The 22,821-nt window shown below is 62.5% G+C and carries 16 protein-coding genes; 6 read left to right on the top strand and 10 right to left on the bottom strand.

Going from position 1 to position 22,821, the window contains the following annotated elements:
* Window positions 1-202 precede the first annotated feature (202 nt).
* Together NMG46_RS23490 and NMG46_RS23485 are read left to right on the top strand one after the other, a co-directional pair.
* Window positions 203-682, top strand: coding sequence for a TadE/TadG family type IV pilus assembly protein (locus tag NMG46_RS23490; RefSeq protein WP_254819902.1), 480 nt, complete (start codon window positions 203-205; stop codon window positions 680-682).
* 45 nt (window positions 683-727) lie between these two features.
* Window positions 728-2,467, top strand: a complete 1,740-nt coding sequence (locus NMG46_RS23485) for a pilus assembly protein TadG-related protein (RefSeq protein ID WP_254819901.1) — start codon at window positions 728-730, stop codon at window positions 2,465-2,467.
* A 15-nt stretch (window positions 2,468-2,482) separates the two neighbouring features.
* On the opposite strand, the gene NMG46_RS23480 is transcribed toward NMG46_RS23485, so the two are convergent.
* From NMG46_RS23480 to NMG46_RS23435, 10 genes are all read right to left on the bottom strand, one after another.
* Window positions 2,483-4,111, bottom strand: coding sequence for an alpha-glucosidase family protein (locus tag NMG46_RS23480; RefSeq protein WP_254819900.1), 1,629 nt, complete (start codon window positions 4,109-4,111; stop codon window positions 2,483-2,485).
* Complete coding sequence (gene glgX / locus NMG46_RS23475; protein ID WP_254819899.1) at window positions 4,101-6,107, bottom strand: glycogen debranching protein GlgX; 2,007 nt, start codon at window positions 6,105-6,107, stop codon at window positions 4,101-4,103. Before glgX ends, NMG46_RS23480 begins: the two co-directional genes overlap by 11 nt.
* A gap of 82 nt (window positions 6,108-6,189) precedes the next feature.
* Entirely contained in the window at window positions 6,190-7,818 is a 1,629-nt protein-coding gene (locus NMG46_RS23470; protein ID WP_254819898.1) for an alpha-D-glucose phosphate-specific phosphoglucomutase, read from the bottom strand.
* Between the two features lie 3 nt (window positions 7,819-7,821).
* Window positions 7,822-9,267, bottom strand: a complete 1,446-nt coding sequence (glgA, locus tag NMG46_RS23465) for a glycogen synthase GlgA (protein WP_254819897.1) — start codon at window positions 9,265-9,267, stop codon at window positions 7,822-7,824.
* A 3-nt stretch (window positions 9,268-9,270) separates the two neighbouring features.
* Entirely contained in the window at window positions 9,271-10,536 is a 1,266-nt protein-coding gene (glgC, locus tag NMG46_RS23460) for a glucose-1-phosphate adenylyltransferase (RefSeq protein WP_254819896.1), read from the bottom strand.
* 35 nt (window positions 10,537-10,571) lie between these two features.
* The gene (gene glgB / locus NMG46_RS23455) at window positions 10,572-12,788 is read right to left on the bottom strand and encodes a 1,4-alpha-glucan branching protein GlgB (RefSeq protein ID WP_254819895.1); all 2,217 of its coding nucleotides are present in this window, start codon (window positions 12,786-12,788) and stop codon (window positions 10,572-10,574) included.
* A gap of 147 nt (window positions 12,789-12,935) precedes the next feature.
* Window positions 12,936-15,404 (bottom strand): glycogen/starch/alpha-glucan phosphorylase, encoded by a 2,469-nt coding sequence (locus NMG46_RS23450; RefSeq protein ID WP_254819894.1) that lies wholly within the window; start codon window positions 15,402-15,404, stop codon window positions 12,936-12,938.
* 172 nt (window positions 15,405-15,576) lie between these two features.
* A complete protein-coding gene (locus NMG46_RS23445; RefSeq protein ID WP_254819893.1) occupies window positions 15,577-16,359 on the bottom strand; it encodes an ATP-binding cassette domain-containing protein in 783 nt (260 codons plus the stop codon).
* 2 nt (window positions 16,360-16,361) lie between these two features.
* A complete protein-coding gene (locus NMG46_RS23440) occupies window positions 16,362-17,423 on the bottom strand; it encodes an ABC transporter permease (protein ID WP_254819892.1) in 1,062 nt (353 codons plus the stop codon).
* Window positions 17,424-17,577: 154 nt separating this feature from the next.
* Window positions 17,578-18,594 carry a sugar ABC transporter substrate-binding protein gene (locus NMG46_RS23435; RefSeq protein WP_254819914.1) on the bottom strand — a complete coding sequence of 339 codons (1,017 nt, stop codon included), beginning with the start codon at window positions 18,592-18,594 and terminating at the stop codon, window positions 17,578-17,580.
* A gap of 227 nt (window positions 18,595-18,821) precedes the next feature.
* On the opposite strand from NMG46_RS23435, the gene NMG46_RS23430 reads away from it, so the two are divergent.
* The 4 genes from NMG46_RS23430 (at window position 18,822) to NMG46_RS23415 (ending at window position 22,817) form a co-directional block, all read left to right on the top strand.
* A complete protein-coding gene (locus tag NMG46_RS23430; protein WP_254819891.1) occupies window positions 18,822-20,051 on the top strand; it encodes an ROK family transcriptional regulator in 1,230 nt (409 codons plus the stop codon).
* A gap of 2 nt (window positions 20,052-20,053) precedes the next feature.
* The gene (locus NMG46_RS23425; protein ID WP_254819890.1) at window positions 20,054-20,500 is read left to right on the top strand and encodes an RbsD/FucU family protein; all 447 of its coding nucleotides are present in this window, start codon (window positions 20,054-20,056) and stop codon (window positions 20,498-20,500) included.
* Window positions 20,497-21,420: a carbohydrate kinase gene (locus tag NMG46_RS23420; RefSeq protein ID WP_254819889.1), complete on the top strand. Its 924-nt coding sequence runs from the start codon at window positions 20,497-20,499 to the stop codon at window positions 21,418-21,420. The genes NMG46_RS23425 and NMG46_RS23420 overlap by 4 nt, the downstream gene beginning before the upstream one ends.
* Before the next feature lie 254 nt (window positions 21,421-21,674).
* On the top strand, window positions 21,675-22,817 hold the full coding sequence (locus NMG46_RS23415; protein ID WP_254819888.1) for a DegT/DnrJ/EryC1/StrS aminotransferase family protein: 1,143 nt from the start codon (window positions 21,675-21,677) through the stop codon (window positions 22,815-22,817).
* Window positions 22,818-22,821: the final 4 nt, after the last annotated feature.

The following is a 22,821-nucleotide window of genomic DNA, read 5'->3' as shown; positions in this document are numbered from 1 at the left end:
GGGGTCACCCAAAGTAAGGCGCCGGGACAGTCGCCTTGCGACGGCTTGGCTGCGTTTCATCGCCCAGAAAACGCCCGTGCCTGGGAGATAATCTGGCGGATCATTTCAGTTTGCGGGAATGTCTTAATTGGTTCTTAGTCAACCACGGGTTACATATTTGACGGGTTCGGCACATCCCTCTTAAGTTCCGTGGACAAGGGCAATGGATAAGACAGACAGTAAAGCTGTCTCATTAGCGGCAAAAAACACGTGTCGAATAAAGACAAATCTACGCAAAATTGGAGATGAGTCCGGAACTTCCGCGATCGAATTTGCCCTGCTTTCACCGGTCTTCATCCTGCTCCTGCTCGGAATGGTTGCATATGGTATCTATTTTGGTGCAAGCAACTCCTTACAGCAGATCGCCGCCGATGCCGCCCGCACTGCGATTGCCGGATTGAACCAAACCGAGCGCCAGGCGCTGGTGGCGAGTTTCGTCAAAAACAATGCCAGTGGATACCCGTTCGTCGATTCCGGCAAGCTGACCTATCAGGCGACGGACAGCACGGCCGATGGAAATCAGTTCGTCGTGTCGATCCAGTACGATGCGAGCAACCTGCCGATCTGGAATCTGTTACCAAGCCTTGCGATGCCGCAAACCACGATCTCACGCAGGTCGACCATCAGGATTGGAGGCATTTGAATGTCGCAGTTCTTGCTAAGGGGCATCGGCCGGATCGCTCGCTCGATGGTTGGCGACGAGAAGGCGAACTTTGCCGTCATGACGGCGCTGATAGCGCCATTCGCCCTGGGGCTTGCGGCCTTCGCCGTCGACGAAGGTTCGATCTACACGGAGCGCAGGGAAGCCCAGGCGATGACGGATCTGGCGGCGATCACCGCGGCGTCGAACATCAACAATATGGAAGCCGCGGCAGTAACCACGCTCAGTGACAACCGAATGCCCGGCATCATTGTTCAAAAGCCAGGTCAGACAATCGTCCCCACGGCTGGGAAAACCGTCGTGTCCGTCACCGGCGGTCGATACTCAGCGGCTTCCTCCGTTGGTGTCGACAAGCGCTTCGAAGCCGGTAAAACGCCGTACAACGCCGTTCGCGTCACTCTGCACAAAATCCCCGCCCGGTATTTCGCCAGTTCGCTCATCCCTACTCCGGTTATCGGCACCGAAGCCATTGCCAGCGTGACCCCGCAAGCGATGTTCTCGGTCGGGTCAAGGCTCCTCAGCGTCAATGGCGGCATCCTTAACGCGCTTCTAAGCAAGTTGCTGGGCGGCAACATCTCGCTCAGCGTCATGGACTACAACGCGCTGATCTCGGCCGACGTCAACGTGCTTTCGTTCGTCGATGCCCTTGCCGTACAGTTGCAACTGACAGGTGTCAGCTATGCCGACGTGCTGGCGTCAAAAGCGACGGTAGGCCAGATCGCGACCGCCATGGCCAATGCGTCCGGGTCGGGCAGCGCCAGCAAACTTGTGCTGCAGACGATCGCGTCAAGGGCCACGAACACGGTCAAGATACCCCTCAGTCATCTTATCGATCTTGGCCCGATCGGTAAGCTCGGCCTCGGACAAAAGTCTCCCGGCTTTTCCGTCGACGCAAGCGCGATGGGCATGCTGGGTGCCGCCGCCTCGCTGGCCAATGGCTCAAACCAGGTCCAGGTCGATCTCGGCGCCACTATTCCGGGACTTACCTCCACTACGCTCGCCATCGCCATCGGTGAACCATTGCAATATTCACCCTGGCTGGCCGTAGGTGAAAAAGGCACCGTGGTGCGCACCGCGCAGACACGAATCAAGCTGGTCACCACAGTCGGCATCGGCAACTCTAATCTCGGCGGCGGCATCAGTCTGCTGTCCGTCAATCTGCCTCTGCATGTCGAAGTCGCCTATGCGGAAGCCAAGCTGACTGACATCAGCTGCCCGACGGGCCGGCCGGATAGCATCAAGGTCTCGATCGCCGCTCAGCCTGGCGTGGCCTCGCTGCACCTTGCCGCCAGCGACGCCGACAACAATCCATCGGCCTTCGCCGATTTCAGCAATCCGCAATCGTTCTCCGACACCACGATTGCCCAGGTAAGCGTGAAGCTTCTGCTGCTAACCCTCAATCTGCTCGATGTGAAGGGTTCTTCATCACTTGCCATCACCAACAACGATCCGACCACATTGACCTTCGACAGCACCGATATCGCCAACAAGACGATAAAAACTGCCGCCACAAAAAACCTGACGCAATCGCTCACGACATCGCTGGTCAGCGGCCTCTCGATCTCCGTCAATGCACTGGGCCTCGGGCTGGACGTGACGGCCCTGCTCGGAACGGTTAAGCCGGCGGTGGTAACGGTTCTGAACGGCGTGACGGCGCCGGTCGACGCACTGGTCTACAACGTGCTTGCAGCGGTCGGCGTGCATGTCGGCGAGGCCGATGTGCGGGTTGTCGGCGCGACTTGCGGGCGCTCCGTGCTTGTTCAATGAGATGATGAATAGAGCTCAGCCGATCTGGCCGAAGAAGCAGCCCAGCGGCGGCAGCGACAGAGTTCTTTCCTGCAAGACGCCGGCAGCACCGCCAAGATCTCTCGGCTCAATCGCTTCCAGATCCGGTGGCAATTGCCAGCCGGCCGGCTCGTCGGCGAAATTGAAGACACACAGCAGCTTTTCGTCACCGCCTTCGCGAATGAAAGCAAGGACGTCGCCTTCGCCATCGAGGAACCGGATCGAGCCTCGAACCAGCGCCGGATGCTGCTTGCGCAAGGCCAGCATCGCCCGGTAGCTCGCCAGGACGGAGGTTTGCTCGCCATTCTGGACGTCGACCGCCCGGGCGCGATGGCTTGCCGGGACCGGAAGCCACGGCTTGCCGGTTGAAAAGCCGGCATTGTCGGCGCCAGCCTCCCAGACCATCGGCGTTCGGCACCCATCCCGCCCCTTGATTGCCGGCCAGAAGCGGATGCCGAAGGGATCGCGCAAATCGTCGAACGCCAGTTCGGCCTCCTCCAGCCCGAGTTCTTCGCCCTGGTAAAGGCAGATCGATCCGCGCAAGCAGGAAAGCAGCACGATCGAGAATTTCGCCACCCTGTCCGGATCGCCGCCCGGCCTTGTCCATCGACTGACATGGCGCACGACATCATGGTTGGAGAACGCCCAGCAAACCCAGCCGTCGAACACCTTACTCTCGAAGGCCTCGACACAGCCACGCACATGCGACGCCGAGAATTGCGGGCCGAGCAGATCGAACGTGTAGGACATTTGGAGCTTGTCGCCACCGCCGGTATAGGCGGCGAGTGTCTGCAAGGAACGAGTTTCGTCGCCAATCTCGCCGACAGCGACGCGGCCTTCATACTCGTCAAGCAAGGCCCGGAAGCGCTTGAGAAAAGTAAGGTTTTCCGGCTGGCTCTTGTCGAACAGATGCTCCTGATAGAGATAGGGGCTGGTTGCCGTATTGGAGCCGGCGACGCTTTCCGCCAAAGGCGGGTTGCTGCGCAGCCAGCGGTCGTGGACGTAATAGTTGACCGTATCCAGCCGGAAACCGTCGACGCCGCGCTCGAGCCAGAACCGCACCGTTTCCAGCAAGGCGTCCTGCACCTGCGGGTTGTGGAAATTCAGGTCCGGCTGCGAGGCGAGGAAATTGTGCAGGTAATATTGCCTGCGCGTCGCATCCCACTCCCAGGCGGGTCCGCCGAAGAGCGACAGCCAATTATTGGGGGCGGTGCCGTCGGGCTTCGCATCGGCCCAGACGTACCAGTCGGCCTTGGGGTTGTCGCGGCTCGTGCGGCTTTCGACGAACCATTCGTGCCGATCCGATGAGTGCGACAGGACCTGGTCGATGATCACCTTCAGGCCCAACCGGTGTGCCTCGGCAACCAGCGCGTCGAAGTCCTCTGATGTGCCGAACATCGGATCGACGGCGCAGTAATCCGAAACGTCGTAACCCATATCGGCCATTGGCGACTTGAAGAAAGGCGACAGCCAGACTGCGTCGAGACCGAGCGATGCGACATGGGCCAGCCTCGAGGTGATGCCGCTGAGATCGCCGCTGCCGTCGCCTGTCGTGTCCTGGAAGGAGCGCGGGTAGATCTGGTAGATGACGCAGCCGCGCCACCATTCGGCATTATCAGCCATCATGGCCCTCCCCTGCGCCCGCCCGCGCTGTCCTGCTTTCGATGATGAACATGACCGTTCGCCCAGGCACCGGCCGTGAGATGGCGCCAGTATCCGTTTCGATGGCTGGGCGCCAATGAAAACCCGCCCGTTCCGGCAGCGTGAACACGCAGGCTCGGCGGTCGCCGTTGATGACCACCGCAAGGCGACTGTTCTCACCGCTACCGAGAACCATGACCAGCCGGTGCCGCCTGGCATCGTGCCAGGCTGCTTCATCGAGCGGCACGCCGGTTTCCGTCAGCCAGGCGACGTCAGGTATTTGCGAGCCGGCTGGCAGCTCTCCGGTCAGGAACCTGGTGTCCGAAAGCGCTGGCGCGGCACGACGCATCTTGGCGAGCAGAGCCGTGTACCGCTCCAGCGCCCGGTCGCGCCCGGACCAGTCGAGCCAGGTAATGTCATTGTCCTGCGCGTAGGCGTTGTTGTTGCCGCGCTGCGTGCGGCCGAACTCGTCTCCGGCCGTCAGCATGATCGTGCCGCGCGAGGCAAAGAGCGTCGCCAGCAGCGCGCACCGGTCATCGAAACGGGCCGTAACGATTGACTGGTCGTCGGTCTGACCCTCGACGCCATTGTTCCAGGACAGGTTGTCATCGTGACCATCGCGGTTCTGTTCGCCGTTGGCCTCGTTGTGCTTGTGCTCGTAGGCAACGATATCGGCCAGCGTCATGCCGTCATGCGCAGCGATGAAATTGAGGCTTCGGCTCGTTGTCTGGCCTGCTTTGGAAAAGACGTCGGACGAACCGGCAAGCCGCGTCGCCAGCGCACCGATCATGCCGCCGTCGCCGCGCCAGAAGCGGCGGATATCGTCACGGTATCTGTCGTTCCATTCTAGGAAGGGCGGCGGAAAATTGCCGAGCTGATAGCCATCCGGTCCGATGTCCCAAGGCTCGGCGATCAGCACCCGGTCGCCAAGAACAGGGTCGTTGCGAATGGCGTTCAGCAGCGGCGCATCGGCGTCGAAAACGCCGTCGTCGCGGCCGAGGATCGGCGCCAGGTCGAAGCGGAATCCGTCGACACCAGCGCGCTGGACAAAGTGGCGAAGCGTGTCGAGGACCATTTCCTGGACGACCGGATGGTCGCAGGCAACCGTATTGCCGGTTCCGGTGTCATTGACCAGAGCGCCGTCGGCCTCGTGCCGGTAGTAGGCGCGGCTGTCGAGGCCGCGCAGCGACAATGTCGGGCCTAGCCGGTCGCTTTCGCCGGTGTGATTGAACACCAGGTCGAGAATGGTGCCGATGCCGGCCTCGCGCAGCGCGGCGACCGTTCCGCGCAACTCGGCCAGACCGCCGGGCGCCAGTCGCGGATCGAGCGCCATGAAGGTCACGGGATTATAACCCCAGGCGTTGCGCAGCCCGAGCGGCGGCAAATGCCGTTCGTCGATCGATGCCGTCACCGGCATCAACTCAACGGCTGCAACACCGAGGTTTTGCAGATGCTCTACAACAAGGGGGTGAGCGAGAGCTGCAATGGTGCCGCGCTGCTTCTCGGGGATGTCCTTATGCAGCTTTGTGAAGGCGCGTACCGGCACTTCGTAGATTAGGCCGCCGGGCCGAAACAGCGGGGGCAAGGCAGGCAGCGGCTTTGGCAAGGCGCCGGCAACGGCCTTCGGCATCAGCGGCGCGGTGTCGGCCCCCTCGCCCCGGCGCGCGGCCAGTCGGCCGTCATAGGCATAAGGCCTGTCGATCTCGACGGCGTAGGGATCGGCCAGCAGCTTGTCGGGATCGAACCAAAGGCCCTGCTCCGGCGCGTAGTCGCCATCGGCGCGGAACCCGTATCGGGTGCCGGCGGCGAGACCGGCAACAAAAAGCGCGTGCACGCCCTCGCCTTCGGGTTGGAGTTGAACCCGGTCGATTTCGCGGTTGCCGCGCTGGTCGAAGATCGAGACCCAGATGCGCCCAGCTGACGAGGACCATGCGGCGAAGCGGATGCCTTCTTTGGTGATGGTTGCGCCGAGTTGGCTCATACGGCGTCTCCTTCTCCCCTTGTGGGAGAAGGGGGAGCCTCGCAACGCAGGTCGAACTCAGACGGCCGGCTGTCAACCAAAGTCACGTAATCACGCTCGGCTTGGCGCGACCGGTATGGCTGCGAATCCCGGCGATGTCGTCGGCCGCCGCGATCAGATCGGCAAGCGCCTCCTGGGTGTCGAGATCGTGGCGGTTCTTGTCCGGCTCGTAGCGCTCGACATAAAGCCGCAGTGTCGCGCCCGAGGTGCCGGTGCCGGACAGGCGGAAGACGACGCGTGAGCCACCTTCGAACAACACCCTGATGCCCTGGTTCTTGCTGACCGAGCCGTCGACCGGATCGTGATAGGCGAAATCATCGGCGCTGGCGATCGTCATGCCGCGCACGCTGGTGCCAGGCAGCGAGCCGAGCTTGGCGCGCAGTTCGTCGACAAGCGCGTTGGCACGGTCGGTCTCGACCTCCTCGTAGTCGTGGCGCGAATAGTAGTTACGGCCGTAGGCTGCCCAATGCTGGGTAACGATCTCACTGGCGCTTTCGCCGCGCACGGCAAGGATGTTGAGCCACAAAAGCACGGCCCACAGGCCGTCCTTTTCGCGTACATGGTTGGAGCCGGTCCCCGCACTCTCCTCGCCGCAGATCGTTGCCATGCCGGCGTCGAGCAGATTGCCGAAAAATTTCCAGCCGGTCGGCGTTTCATAGATGCCGATGCCGAGCTTTTCGGCGACGCGGTCGGCAGCACCGCTGGTCGGCATTGAACGGGCTATGCCTTTCAGCCCGGCCTTGTAGCCCGGCGCCAGATGGGCGTTGGCAGCCAGCATGGCCAGCGAATCCGACGGGGTGATGAAAATGCCCTTGCCGATGATCAGGTTGCGGTCGCCATCGCCATCAGAGGCAGCGCCAAAGTCGGGCGCATCCGGGCCCATCATCTCGTCGTAGAGGTGTTTTGCATGCACCAGATTGGGATCGGGATGGTGGCCGCCGAAATCCGGCAGCGGAATGAAATTGCGGGCGGTGCCATTCGGCGCGCCGAGCCGGTTTTCGAGGATCTCCTTGGCGTAGGGGCCGGTCACCGCATGCATGGCATCGAAGCGCATGCGGAAGCCCGATTTGAACAGCGCCCGTAAGGCCTCGAAATCGAACAGGCTTTCCATCAGATCGGCATAGTCGGCAACCGGATCGATGATTTCGACGGTCATGTCAGCCGCCTTGACCGTGCCGATCGTGTCGATGTCGACCGGCCCGATATCGGCGATCTTGAAGCTTGAAATCGCCTTGGTTTTTTCGAAGATCGCGTCGGTCAGCTTTTCCGGCGCCGGGCCGCCGTTGCCGGCATTGTACTTGATCCCAAAATCCTCATGTGGGCCACCCGGATTGTGGCTGGCCGACAGGATGATGCCGCCGAAGGTCTTGTATTTGCGGATTACATGCGAAGCGGCCGGCGTCGACAAGATGCCGCCCTGCCCGACCATCACCTTGCCGAAGCCGTTTGCCGCGGCCATGGCGATGGCCTTCTGGATGACCTCGCGGTTATAAAAGCGGCCGTCGCCGCCGATCACCAGGGTTTTGCCATCGAATCCATCCAGCGCGTCGAAGATCGACTGGATGAAGTTCTCGGCATAGTGCTCCTGCTGGAACACCGGGACTTTCTTGCGCAGCCCGGACGTGCCGGGTTTCTGGTCGGGATAGGGTTTGGTGGCGACGGTGCGGATCATCAGTCAGGCAGCCCTTTTCGAAAGCAGCAAGCGATAGAGTTGAACATATTTTTCGGCGCTTTTGTCCCACGAAACGTCGGCCTTCATGCCTTGCCGCTGCATCGACGTCCACACCGCGGGATTGGCATGCGCCTCGACAAGACGGCGGACTGCGTGCAGCAAGGCGCCGGCATTGGCGGGCGCGAATTGGAAGCCGGTCGCCACGCCGGCAGAGATGGCGGCTTCGTTGGCATCGATGACCGTGTCGGCAAGGCCGCCGGTGCGCGCGACGACCGGCACACAGCCATAGCGCAGGCCGTAAAGCTGCGTCAGCCCGCAAGGTTCGAAGCGCGACGGGATGATGATGGCGTCGCAGCCGCCCTGCATGGTGTGGGAGAGCCCCTCGTCATAGCCGACGACGACGCCGATGCGGCCACGATGGCGGGCCGCGGCGGCAAGCAGAGCGCCTTCCAGCCCAGCGTCGCCAGATCCAAGGATTGCCAGCCGTGCACCTGCCGCGACGATGCCGTCGACGGCCGCAGCCAATATGTCCATGCCCTTTTGCCAGGTCAGCCGGCTGACGACGCAGACGATCGGGCTGTCATCGCGATCGAGGCTGAAACGGTCCTCGACCGCGGCCTTGTTGGGCATTCGCGCCTTAAGCGTCTTTGCCGTGTAGTTGGAGACCAGATGCTTGTCGGTTTCCGGGTTCCATATCTCGGTATCGATGCCGTTGACGATGCCATGGAGATCGACTGAGCGCATGTTGATCAGGCCGTCGAGGCCCATGCCGAATTCGGGCAAACGGATTTCCTGCGCATAGGTCGGGCTGACCGTGGTGATCGCCCAGGCGGCCTGCAGGCCGGCCTTGAGGAAGCCGACGCCGCCGTAATATTCGACGCCGTCGAGCGCCATCGCCGCCGCCGGCAGGCCAAGCTCGCCAAAGATGCTGGCGCCGAACTGGCCCTGGAAGGCGAGGTTGTGCACGGTGATCATCGACGGCGTGCCGACCGCCTTGCCGTAGCGCATGTAGGCGAGCGTCATTGCCGACTGCCAGTCATGGGCATGGACGATATCGGGCAGGTAGCCCGAGATGGAGCCCCCGGCGATGTCGCCGCCTACCTGGCTCAAGGCAGCGAACCGCCGCCAATTGTCCGGCCAGTCAGCGCCGGTCGCGTTGCCGTATGGACCGCCGGGGCGGTCGAAAAGATGCGGCGCGTCGAGCACGAACAGGTCGAGGCCGGCGATCTGGACGGCGTGCACCGACGCCTTGCCGCCCTGCAGCAGCGGATATTGCTGAACCGCCTTCTTTTTCTTGAAGGCGCCCATCACCTGCGGGTAGCCGGGGACGAGCGTGCGCATGGTGACACCCTTGCCGGCCAATGCCATGGGCAAGGCGCCGGTTACGTCGGCGAGCCCTCCGGTCTTGACCAGCGGAAAGATCTCGGGCGCCACCGACAGAACCTGCATGCACTACGATCCCAGCCTGTTGATCATGTCCTGCGTGACCAGGCAGATGCCTTTTTCCGAAACGCGGAAACGCTTGGCGTCGAGGACGGGATCCTCGCCGACCACCAGCCCCTCCGGAATCCTGACGCCGTGATCGATGACTACGCGCTTCAGCCTGGCGTTGCGGCCGACATGGACGTCGGGCAGCATGACGACCTCCTCCAGTGTCGAATAGGAATTGATGCGCGCGCCGGTGAAGATCAGGCTTCGCTTCAGCGAAGCGCCCGAAACGATGCAATCGCCCGACACGAGAGACGACACGGCCGACCCGCGGCGGCCATCCTCGTCATGCACGAACTTTGCCGGCGGCTTCAACTCGGCGTAAGTCCAGATCGGCCAGTCGCGGTCGTAAAGGTCGAGTTCCGGCGTGATGTCGGTCAGGTCGATATTGGCTTCCCAATAGGCGTCGACCGTGCCGACGTCGCGCCAATAGGCCTCGTTCTCGGCGGTCGAGCGCACGCAGGATTTGGCGAAGCGATGGGCGATCGCCTTTCCGTGCTCGACGATGTAGGGGATGATGTCCTTGCCGAAGTCGCGGCTCGAGCCGGGCTCTGCCGCATCGCGACGCAATTGCTCCATCAGGAACTTGGTCTTGAACACATAGATTCCCATCGAGGCCAGCGCAAAATCCGGTTTGTCGGGAATGCCCGGCGGATCGGCTGGCTTTTCGATGAAGGAGATGATGGTGTCCTTGGGATCGACATGCATGACGCCGAAGCCGGTAGCTTCCATGCGTGGCACTTCGAGGCAGCCGACGGTGACGTCGGCGCCGGCCTCGACATGCTGGCGCAGCATCATTTCGTAGTCCATCTTGTAGACGTGGTCGCCGGCCAGGATGACCATGTATTCCGGCCCATAGGCCTCGATGATGTCGATGTTCTGGTAAACGGCGTCGGCGGTGCCCTCGTACCATTGCGTTTCCGACACACGCTGGCTGGCCGGCAGGATGTCGAAGCTCTCGTTGCGCTCGGGCCGCAGGAAGTTCCACCCGCGCTGCAGGTGGCGGATCAGCGAATGCGCCTTGTATTGGGTGGCGACGCCGAGGCGGCGGATACCGGAATTGAGCGCATTGGAGAGCGCGAAATCGATGATGCGGGTCTTGCCGCCAAAATAGACCGCCGGCTTGGCACGGCGGTCGGTCAGTTCCTTGAGCCGGCTGCCACGGCCGCCGGCCAGCACATAAGCCATGGCGTCGCGTGCCAGCGGCTGTGTTCGTTTTATTTCAGCCATTCCTATCCTCCCAGGTTAGATGCTCCAGACATAGCTCAGTCCGGGACGAATTCGAGCATGATCGTCGACAATGGCGGCAAAAGCATCGTCGCCGAGATGCCTCCTCCCGCTTCCGCTCGAGCCTCGACCGCGCCGCTGTTGCCCTTGCCGGAACCGCCATAGTCCGTGGCGTCGGTGTTGATGATCTCGCGCCATTTTCCGGCCTGCGGCAACGGCACGCGGTAATTGTCGCGCGGCACCGGCGTGAAGTTGGAAATGACGGCGACCGGGTTGCCGCCCGGGGCGCTGCGCAGCCAGGCAAAGACCGAGTTCGCGCTGTCGTCGACGATCAGCCAGGAAAAGCCCTCCGGCTCGCAGTCGCGGGCATGCAGCGCCGGGCGCGAGCGGTAGAGATAGTTGAGGTCGCGCACCGTCTGCCAGACGCCACGGTGGAGCCGGAAATCGAGCAGGTTCCAGTCGAGCGCGCGCGCCTCGCTCCACTCGCGGCGCTGCGCGAACTCCTGGCCCATGAACAACAGCTTCTTGCCGGGATAACCCCACATGAAGGCGTAATAGGCACGCAGCGTCGCGAATTTCTGCCAGTCGTCGCCGGCCATCTTGTTGAGCAGCGTGCCTTTGCCGTGCACCACCTCGTCATGGGACAGCGGCAGCACGAAATTCTCGCTGAAGGCGTAGACCAGGCCGAAGGTGATGTCGTTGTGGTGATGCTTGCGGAAGATCGGCTCCTTGGAGAAATACTCCAGAGTGTCGTGCATGAAGCCCATGTTCCACTTGAAGCCGAAGCCCAGCCCGCCTTCATGCACCGGCTGCGAGACTTTCGGCCACGAGGTCGATTCCTCGGCGATGGTCATCACGCCCGGATGGTGGCCGTAGACTTCCTTGTTCATACGCTGCAGGAAGCTGACCGCCTCGAGGTTTTCGCGTCCGCCCTTCTCGTTGGGGATCCATTCGCCGGCCTTGCGCGAATAATCGAGATAAAGCATCGAGGCGACCGCATCGACGCGCAGTCCGTCGACGTGATATTTCTCGGCCCAGAACAGCGCATTGTTGACCAGGAACGAAATCACTTCGCGGCGCCCAAAATTATAGATCGCTGTGTTCCAGTCGGGATGGAAGCCCTTGCGCGGATCGGCATGTTCATAGAGCGCGGTACCGTCGAACTTTGCCAGACCGTGTTCGTCAACAGGGAAATGCGCCGGCACCCAGTCGAGGATGACGCCGATGCCTGCACGGTGGGCGCCGTCGACGAAGCGGGCAAAACCGTCCGGATCGCCAAAGCGGGCAGTCGGCGCATAAAGACCCGTCGTCTGGTAGCCCCAGGACGGGTCATAGGGGTGTTCGGAGATCGGCATGAATTCGATGTGGGTAAAACCGGTCTCGACCACGTAAGGGATCAGCCTGTCGGCGAGCTCATCCCACGACAGGAAGCTGCCGTCGTCGTGAAGCTGCCATGACCCGGCATGGACCTCGTAGATCGATACAGCTTCGCGCCTGTGGTCGGCATTGCGCCAGTAGTTCCGGTGCGCCTCGTCACCCCATTCATGCGCCGGCGGCAAAGCCGTCACCGAGGCGGTGGCCGGGCGCAGTTCGGACTTGAAGGCGAACGGATCGGCTTTGAGCGGCAATCTCACGCCATCCGGCCCGATGATTTCATACTTATAAGGGCGGCCAGCGCCGATGTCGGGAATGAACAGCTCCCAGATGCCGGTGTCGCGGCGGACGCGCATGGTATGCCTGCGGCCGTCCCACTCGTTGAAGTCGCCGACCACCGAGACGCGCCTTGCATTGGGCGCCCACACCGCAAAATGTACGCCCGATGCACCTTCATGGTCTATGAGATGGGCGCCGAGCTTGTCGAACAGCCTGAGATGCGATCCTTCGGCGATGTAATAATCGTCTAGCGGACCGAGCACGGGGCCGAAGGAATATGGATCGGTCAGCCACCAGTCACCGCCGGCGTTCCTGGCGTGGTAGCGCAGCGGCTGGCGTTTGCGCAGCGACAGTTTGCCTTCGAAGAAACCGCGATCGTCACGCCTCGACAGCTCGCCAGCCTTCTTGCCGGTCAGCGTGTAGGCAGTGACGGACTCGGCATGAGGAACGAAGCAACGGGCGACAAATCCCTTCCCAGCCTCATGCACGCCGAGCACGGCAAACGGGTCGCCGTGCGTGCCCGCGACAATCGCCGCGACATCGCTGGTTTGCGCCAGTCCGTCCGGCCCGCTTGTCGCAACGGTCGCGCGCGGCTTGCTCATCAGGCAGTGATCCTCCCCGGGGCACCAAGTGTATGTTTCTACTGGAGTTTTGAATTCGACATTCGCATGCCGCCTGACCCTCCAAAGGATGCGAGGGTCAAATCCACTCCACTAGGACCACATTGTCCGTGGTCTCATGCAATCATATCAGGCGGGCACGTGCCATATGTCTTTCGCATATTGGCGGATCGTTCGATCGGACGAGAACCAGCCGACGCGGGCCACATTGCGGATGGCTCTGGCGTACCAGTCCGGGCTGTTGCGCCAGACGGCATCGACGTCGCGCTGGGTGGCGGCGTAGGCATCGAAATCCGCGGCGACCATGAACCAGTCGCTCTGGTAAAGACCGTTGATCAGATCGCGATGACGGTCCGGATCGTCAGGTGAGAAGACGCCCGATGAAATCGCCGACAGGGCCTGCGCCAATTCGGGCGAGCCCTCGATCACGGCGCGCGGATCGTAACCATTGTTGCGCCGCTCGGCGACTTCCTCTGTGGTCAGGCCGAAGATGAAGATGTTGTCGTCGCCGACGCATTCCTTGATCTCGACATTGGCGCCGTCGAGCGTGCCGATGGTCAGCGCACCGTTCAGCGCGAACTTCATGTTGCCGGTGCCGGAGGCTTCCATGCCGGCGGTCGATATCTGCTCCGAAAGATCGGCGGCCGGCATCATGATCTCGGCCAGGCTGACATTGTAGTTCGGCACGAACACCACTTTCAGCAAGCCGCGCACCGCGGGGTCGCGGTTGATGACACGGGCGACGTCGTTGGCAAGTTTGATGATCAGCTTGGCATTGTGATAGCTGGGCGCCGCCTTGCCGCCGAAGAATTTGACGCGGGGCATCCAGTCGCGCTCTGGATGTGAGCGGATCTGGTCGTAAAGCGCGACCGCTTCGAGAATGTTCAAGAGCTGGCGCTTGTATTCGTGGATGCGCTTGACCTGGATGTCGAACAGCGCCGAGGGATCCACCTTGATGCCGAGCCGGTCGGCAACAAGATTGGCAAGCCTCGTCTTGTTCGCCCGTTTGACGGCGGCGAACTTGTCGCGGAAGGCGGCGTCCCCGGCGAAAGGATCAAGCCGCTTTATCTCGTCGATGTCGTCGAGGAAGCCGTCGCCAATCGCCTCTCGGGTGAGTGTCGTGAGGCCGGGATTGCACTGGATCAGCCAGCGCCGCGGTGTGATCCCGTTGGTCTTGTTGTTGATGCGGTCCGGGTAGAGCCTGTGGAGATCAGCAAACACCGTCTCCTTCATCAATTCCGTGTGCAGGGCCGAGACGCCGTTGATCGAGTGCGAGCCGACAAAGGCCAGATTGCCCATGCGCACGCGGCGATCGCCATTTTCCTGGATCAGCGAGATGCGGCTGATCTGCTCGTCCGAGAACTGGTCGGAGGCGCGCGCCTCGAGCAGCACTTCGGCGTTGATGGCGTAGACGATCTGCATGTGGCGCGGCAACAGCCGCTCGAACAGCGGCACGGGCCAGCTTTCCAGCGCTTCGGGAAGCAGCGTGTGGTTGGTGTAGCCGAAGGTGCGCTTGGTGATGCTCCAGGCCTGGTCGAAATCCATGCCGTGGACATCCATCAACAGGCGCATCAGCTCAGCTACGGCGATCGCCGGATGGGTGTCGTTGAGATGGATCGCCGCCTTGTCGGGCAGCGATTGCAAGTCGCCATACTGGCTGAGATGACGCTGGACGATGTCCTGCAGCGAGGCGGTGGAGAAGAAATACTCCTGCCTCAGTCGCAGCTCCTGGCCGGCCTTGTGGGAATCGGCCGGGTAAAGGACGCGCGACAATGCATCGGCCTTGTTGCTTTCGGCGAGCGCGCCGATGTGATCGCCGGCGTTGAACTTGTCGAGCAGGATCGGGTCGACCGGCATGCCGGACCACAGACGCAGCGTATTGACGCGATTGGCCCGCCAGCCGACCACTGGCGTATCGTAGGCAACGGCCAGAACATGTTCGGTCGGCTTCCAGACGTGGCGCTCGAGCCTGCCGTCCTTCGAGGTGATCGATTCCACCGAGCCGCCGAAGCCGACCTCGAAGGAGCGCTCGCGGCGTTCGAACTCCCAGGGATTGCCGTGATCGAGCCATGTCTCGGGCAGTTCCACCTGCCAGCCGTCATGAATCTCCTGCCGAAACATGCCGTTGGCATAGCGAATGCCGTAGCCATGCGCGGGGATATCGACGGTAGCCATGCTTTCCATGAAACAGGCGGCGAGCCGGCCAAGACCGCCATTGCCAAGGGCAGCGTCCGGTTCGAGCGCTGCAATGATGTCGAGGTCGACGCCAAGCGACGACAGCGCCTCGCGCATATTGTCCATCAGGCCGAGATTGGAGAAGGCATCGCGCATCAGGCGGCCGATGAGGAATTCCAGCGACAGGTAATAGACGCGCTTTTCCTGCTGGGCGTAGGCCTCTTGGGTCGCCTGCATCCAGTGATCGACGATGCGGTCGCGCACAACCTTGATCGAGGCGGTGAGCCAGTCGTACTGGGTTGCAACGTTGGTGCCCTTGCCGACCCTGTATTTGAGGGCCTGCAAGACTTCGTCGGCGAGTGTCTTGGGATCCGGGTTTTCGAGTGTGGGCGGAGGAGCTTCGGTTGTCATCGCGCGCGTCATGCTGCCTCTCGTGACGTTGCCATCATACGGCTTTCACCATCTCTGCCAATGCTAGTGCATCCCACCGGATGTTCAATCGATTCAGGCGACCGAAAGCCGGGTTGCCCTGCGGCAATTTGGCATTTGGAAACAGCGCGTTCGGGTTCCTCGGCGATGGGCCTCAAGCTCTTGCTCAAGCTGCCAGCGCCGCTTCCGGCGGCACCTTGGCGCCGGTCATGAAGGCGACGGCGTCGGACATCGTATGCTGCTTGGGATCGATGACACACAGGCGACGGCCAAGCCGGTGAATGTGGATGCGGTCGGCCACCTCGAAGACATGCGGCATGTTGTGTGAAATCAGCACGATCGGCAGGCCTCGCTTCTTCACGTCGAGGATCAGTTCGAGGACGCGGCGGCTCTCCTTGACGCCAAGTGCCGCCGTCGGCTCATCCATGATCACCACCCGGCTGCCAAAGGCGGCGGCGCGCGCCACCGCCACACCCTGACGCTGGCCGCCAGAGAGCGTTTCCACGGCCTGGCTGATGTTCTGGATGGTCATCAGGCCAAGCTCCGTGAGCTTGTCGCGGGCGCGCTTTTCCATCGCCGGGCGATCGAGCATGCGCAGCCATTCACCGAGGAACCCCGGCTTGCGGATCTCCCGGCCGAGGAACATGTTGTCGGCGATGGACAGCGCCGGCGACAGAGCCAGGTTCTGGTAGACGGTCTCGATGCCGGCCTCGCGGGCCTCCATCGGCGACTTGAAGGCAACGGGCTTGCCTTCAAGCCGGATCTCACCTTCATCGGGCACGACCGCGCCGGAAATCGCCTTGATGAGCGACGATTTGCCGGCGCCATTGTCGCCGATGACGGCAAGGATTTCGCCCGGATAGAGATCGAAATCGGCATTGTCGAGTGCGGTGACGCGACCGTAGCGCTTGACCAGGCTGCGCGCGGTGAGGATGGGTTCCTGGGTCATGGCTATGCCGAAACCTTTCTGATCCATTGATCGATCGCCACGGCGCCGATGATCAGCACGCCGGTGAGCAGCACCTTCCACTGCGGATCGGCGCCCAGCATGTTGAGGCCCATCGAGACGACGCCGACGATCATGGCGCCGAACAGCGTGCCGAGGATCGAGCCGCGCCCGCCGAACAGCGAAATACCGCCGATCACCGTCGCGGTGATGGCCTGAAGATTGTAGTCGGTCACGGCGGCGGAGGGCGAGATCGAGCCATTGCGGCCGATGGAGACCCAGGCTGCGAAGGCGGCGATCAGCCCGGCAAGGGCATATACCGTCACCAGCACCTTCTTCGTCTGGATGCCCGACAGTTTCGCGGCCTCCTGATCGTCGCCAACCGCGTAGACATGGCGGCCCCACGCGGTGTGGTTGAGCACGTACCAGAGGACCAACACGAGAACGACCATGGCAATGACGCCAAGCGTCAGCACGGCCGTGCCGACCTTAAAGCTCAAGGCAAACAGGTGCAGCAGAGGCGCGTGAACGTCGACGTCGGTGTCGCGGATCGTCTCATTGGCCGAATAGATGAAGTTGGTGGCCATGACGATGTTCCAGGTGCCCAGCGTCACGATGAAGGGCGGCAGCTTCATGTAGGCGACCAGCACCCCGTTGAGCAGACCGCATGCGCCACCAGCGACAAGCCCGATTGCCACCGCGAGCACGGCCGGCATACCGTAGCTGACCGCGCAATTGCCCATGATCACAGCCGAAATCACCATGATCACGCCAATCGACAGGTCGATGCCGGCGGTCAGGATGACCAGCGTCTGCGCGGCGCCCAGAATGCCGACAATGGCGATCTGCTGAAGGATCAGCGTCAGCGTATAGGATGAAAAAAAACGCCCGCCGATGGTGATGCCAAAGATAATTATCGCGAGAACCAGCACGATCAGCGGAACCGCTGCCGGCGTGGAATGCAGGAAATGCTGGGCGCGCTTGACAGCCGATTTATGCTCGTCGAACGCGGCGACGCTTGTGTCGCTGCTCGATAGAACTTTTTCGAATTCTTGTGCTTGAGACATGTTTCCTCCCCTGGGCTTCAGCCAACAGCCAACGCCGTCCACGCCTTCCGGTCTGCCGCCGGGACTATTTGCGCTTAGACCGGCACATCGTCCACCCTGAGCGGCCGGGGATCAAGCCCCGGCCGATCGCGATCTGTTGCCGGTCAGGCCAGCCTCAGCCCCAGCACTTGGCGAGGCCTTCCTTGGTGTCGATGGACTTCACACCGTTGGCGGGCTTGTCGGTGACAAGGTTGACGCCGGTGTCGAAGAAGTTCTTGCCTTCGGTCGGCTTCGGCTTCGTCCCGTCCTTGGCGAAAGTGGCGATCGCCTCGATGCCGAGCGCCGCCATTTGCAGCGGATATTGCTGCGAGGTAGCGCCGATCACGCCTTCGGTGACCGACTTCACACCGGGGCAACCACCGTCGACCGAGACGATCAGCACCTGGCTTTCGAGACCGACGGCCTTGAGCGCCTGGTAGGCGCCAACAGCTGCCGGCTCGTTGATGGTGTGGATGACGTTGATGGTGTTGTCCTTCTGCAGAAGGTTCTCCATCGCCTTGCGGCCGCCCTCTTCATTGCCGTTCGTCACGTCATGGCCAACGATGCGCGGGTCGTCCTCGTCGCCAATCTTGTTGGGGTCCTTCACGTCGATGCCGAAGCCCATCATGAAGCCCTGGTCGCGCAGCACGTCCACCGTCGGCTGCGACGGCGTCAGGTCGAGGAAGCCGATCTTGGCATCCTTAGCCTTATCGCCGAGTGTCGCGGCGGCCCATGCGCCGATCAGCTTGCCGGCTTCCAGATTGTCCGTCGCGAAGGTCGCGTCAGCCGCATCGATCGGATCAAGCGGCGTGTCGAGCGCGATCACCAACAGCCCGGCGTCCCGCGCTTTCTTCACCGTCGGCACGATGCCCTTGGTATCGGACGCGGTGATGAGGATACCCTTGGCGCCGTCGGCGATGCAGCTCTCGATTGCAGCAACCTGGCTCTCGCTGTCGCCGTCGATCTTGCCGGCGTAAGTCTTGAGATCGACGCCAAGTTCCTTGGCCTTGGCCGTCGCACCTTCCTTCATCTTGACGAAGAAGGGATTGGTGTCGGTCTTGGTGATCAAGCAGGCGCCGACCCCGGCGGCCGATGCCGTCGACGCAAAGGCCATCAGGCTCAGTCCGGCCGCGGCGAACACGGTGGATTTCAACAGTTTTGACGTAGTCACGATTTTCCTCCCATGGAACCATTTAGGATGCCGGCCAACCGACATCTGCAGCGCGTCCGACGAAATCTCCCAGCATCGGCGCCGATCCCAAGAGACACCAGTCCGCCAGCACTGTCAATAATTAAATCACTCTTATTTATTATTGACAACGTAGGATTGTTCACCCACTCTAGACCAAAAGCATTGAGGGGAAACGACGGAGGAACAGGGTGGAGACCGGCGTTACGAGGCACGGTTCGCCCAATGCGGCCGAAAGCCGTCTGCACCGCGGCACCAATCAAAGCGGCATGCGGGACCACAATGAGCGGCTGGTGCTGTCGCTGGTGCGCCAGCATGGCAGCCTGGCCAAATCCGACATTGCACGCATGACCGGCCTTTCGGCGCAGACGGTCTCGGTGATCATGCGCGAGTTGGAGGAGGACGACCTGCTCGTCCGCCAGGCGCCGTTGCGCGGCAAGATCGGCCAGCCCTCGATACCCATGGCGCTCAATCCCGACGGTGCCTATTTCATCGGCCTGAAGATCGGCCGCCGCAGCGCCGAATTGGTGCTGATCGATTTCCTCGGCAACGTACGCTCGATGCTGCAGCATTCCTACCGCTACCCTGCCCCGCGCGAGACGGTGGAATTCGTCGCAGGCGGCATGAACAAGATGCGCGGCGAGCTCACCCCGGCGCAGGACAAGCGCATTGCCGGGCTTGGCATCGCCATGCCGTTCGAATTGTGGAACTGGGCCGATACCGCCGGCGCACCGCGCGAAATCATGGACGAATGGCGCCATCGCGACATCCGCGCCGACATCCAGGCGCAATGCGAATTTCCAGTCTATCTGCAGAACGACGCCACCTCGGCCTGCGGTGCCGAGCTCGTGTTCGGCCACGCGGCGGGTGCGGCACGCGATTTCGTCTATTTCTACATCGGCGCCTTTGCCGGCGGCGGCATCGTGCTGAACGGCCGGTTGTTTGGCGGCCCAACCGGCAATGCCGGCGCGCTGGGCTCGATGCCGGTGCCCGGGCCGGACGGCAAGCCGACGCAGTTGATCGACGTGGCGTCGATCGCCATGCTGGAAAAGGCGCTCAACGCGCGCGGCATCGAGGCCTCGCATCTGTGGACATCACCGGGGGACTGGGGCGAGATCGGCGCCGAGCTCGATGACTGGATCGCCAGCGCCTCGCAGGCGCTGGCCTATGCCATCGTTTCGGCGTCCTCCGTCATTGATTTCGAAGCCGCAGTGATCGACGGGTGGATGCCGATTGCCGTGCGCAGGCGGCTTGTCGATGCCGTCATCCAGGCCATCGGCCGGATCGACGGCGAGGGCCTGAGGCTGCCGGCCATTCGCGAGGGAACCGTCGGCATCCATGCGCGGGCGCTGGGTGGCGCCAGCCTGCCGCTGTCGGAGCGCTTCCTTATCGGCTCGACCACGATTTCCCGGAGCTTCTGAGCATGCTGATCGGCATCCCGGCGCTGCTCGGCCCGGAGTTTCTGGCGATATTGCGCGCCATGGGCCATGGCGACGAGATCGCCCTGGTCGACGGCAACTACCCGGCCGAGCAGCAGGCACAGCGGCTGATCCGCGCCGACGGTCATCATCTCGGTCCGGTGCTCGATGCGGTATTGAGCGTATTGCCGGTCGACGACGCCGTGCCGCAGGCGCTGTTTCGCGCCTCGGCCAAAGGCGATCCCCTGCTCGCCGATCCGGTTCACCATGAGATGGAAGCGATCTGTGCCAGGCGTGCGCCGGGCCGCAAGGTGGTTGCGCTTGCCGGCGCCGACTTTTATGCACGGGTGAAGGCCGCACATGCGATCGTCGCGACGAGCGAGCCGCGGCTTTATGCCAACATCATCATTCGCAAGGGCGTGATCTATCCGCCGGAAAGCAAGACTTCATGATCCTCTGCTGTGGCGAAGCCCTGATCGATATGCTGCCGCGGACCACGACGGAGGGCGAGTCGGCCTTTGCGCCCTATGTCGGCGGTGCCGTCTTCAACTCGGCAATTGCGCTTGGCCGGCTCGGCGCGCCCGCTGCCTTCTTCTCCGGCCTGTCGTCGGATCTGTTCGGGGGCCAGCTCAGGGAGGCACTGGGAGCCAGCAAGGTCAGTTCCACCTATGCACACACCTCGCCGCGCCCGACTACGCTCGCCTTCGTGCGGCTCAACAACGGCCAGGCGACCTACACCTTCTATGACGAGAACACCGCCGGGCGCATGCTGACCATCGAGGACCTGCCGGAACTCGGCAGCGAGATCGAGGCCATGCTGTTCGGCGCCATCAGCCTGATCTCGGAGCCGGCCGGGTCGGCCTATGAAGAGTTCATGCGACGCGAGCATGAGCGCCGCGTGATGATGCTCGACCCCAACATCCGGCCAAACTTCATTCCCGACAAGGCCAAGCACCTCAGGCGCATCCGCGGCATGATGGCGATGGCCGACATCGTCAAATTGTCGGACGAGGATCTGAACTGGTTCGGCGAAGCCGGCTCGCATGAGGACGTCGTGCGCAACTGGCTGGACCGCGGTCCGAAGCTGATCGTCGTCACCCACGGCAGCGAGGGCGCGGTCGGCTACAGCAGCCGGCACCGGGTCACGGTCGTGCCGGACAACGTCGAGGTGGTCGATACGGTCGGCGCCGGCGACACATTCAATGCCGGCATCCTTGCCTCCTTGCACGAACAAGGCCTGTTGTCGAAGACGGCAATCGCCAGCCTGCCGGAAGAAGCCATCCATAAGGCGCTGACGCTCGGCGCGAAAGCCGCGGCTGTGACGGTCTCGCGGGCCGGCGCCAACCCGCCATGGCGGCATGAAATCGCCTGACCGGCTGGCAACACGCTCACGGACCTGCCTGCCGCGATCACTTTATGTTTCGTCGACCCGGCGGGACGGGCTGTGGAGGTCCATATCGAGCCGGCCGAAGCCCGGATTTCCCCGCGTTTAAGAGGGCAGGTCGGAAGTCAGCGGTAACAGGCTGCGACATTTGAGCAATTCAGGGTTTTGCCCTGCGGCTTTCTCGGCCGTGCCAAGTCTGCTACCAGCGGCCGGTTATCTGACTAAAACCGTTTGAGGCCGACATGCAGTTCATCGATCTTGGCGCGCAGCGCGAACGCATCCGCGACAGGCTGAAAGCGGCAATCGACCGGGTCGTCGACGAAGGCCGCTATATCCTCGGACCTCAGGTCACCGAATTCGAAAACAAGCTCTCCGCCTATATCGGCACCAAGCACGTGGTCGCTTGCGCCAACGGCACGGATGCGTTGCTGTTGCCGCTGTTTGCCGCCGGCATCGGCCCGGGCGACGCGGTGTTCGTGCCGAGCTTCACTTTTGCCGCCACGGCCGAAGTGGTGGCGCTGACCAAGGCCGAACCGGTGTTCGTCGATGTCGATGCCGACAGCTACAATATCGACACCGCCAGCCTGGAGGCAGCAATCGCCATGATCAAGGCGGAAGGCCGGCTGAGGCCGAAGGCAATCATTCCCGTCGACCTGTTCGGCCTCGCCGCCGATTACGAGGCGATCATGGCCATCGCCGATCGCGAAGGCCTGATGGTCATCGAGGATGCGGCGCAGGCGACCGGGGGCTCGGCCGACGGCAAGATGTGCGGCTCGTTCGGCACCGTCGGCTCGACCAGCTTCTATCCGGCAAAGCCGCTCGGCTGCTATGGCGACGGCGGTGCGATGTTCACCAATGACGATGCGCTGGCCGAACAGCTGCGCTCGTTCGCCTTTCACGGCAAAGGCGAAACGCAATACGACAATGTCCGCGTCGGCATCAATTCACGGCTCGACACGCTTCAGGCGGCGATCCTGATAGAGAAGCTGGCCATCCTCGAGGACGAGATGGTGGCGCGGCAAGCGGTCGCCAATCGCTATGCCGAAGGTCTCGGCGATATCGTCAAGGCGGCACGCAATCTGGGCGGCGGCCGCTCGGCCTGGGCGCAATACGCCATCGAAACGCCGAAACGCGACGGGCTCAAGGCACATCTCGGTGAAAAGGGCATTCCGTCGGTCATCTACTATGTGAAACCGCTGCACAGCCAGATTGCCTATCGCGACTATCCGCGCACGCCGACCGGCCTTGCCGTTTCGGAAGAGCTGCCGAAGCGCATCCTGTGCCTGCCGATGCATCCCTATCTGAGCGAGGCTGACCAGGACCGGATCATCGAAACGATCCGTAACTATGTCGGCTCGAATTCGGCACATGTAGCGGCGGCATAATTCG

The sequence above is a fragment of the Mesorhizobium sp. LMG 17147 genome (genome assembly GCF_024297145.1).
Lineage (GTDB): Bacteria > Pseudomonadota > Alphaproteobacteria > Rhizobiales > Rhizobiaceae > Mesorhizobium.
The sequence above is the reverse complement of the archived record's forward strand: the minus strand, read 5'-3'. Positions and strand labels throughout refer to the sequence as shown.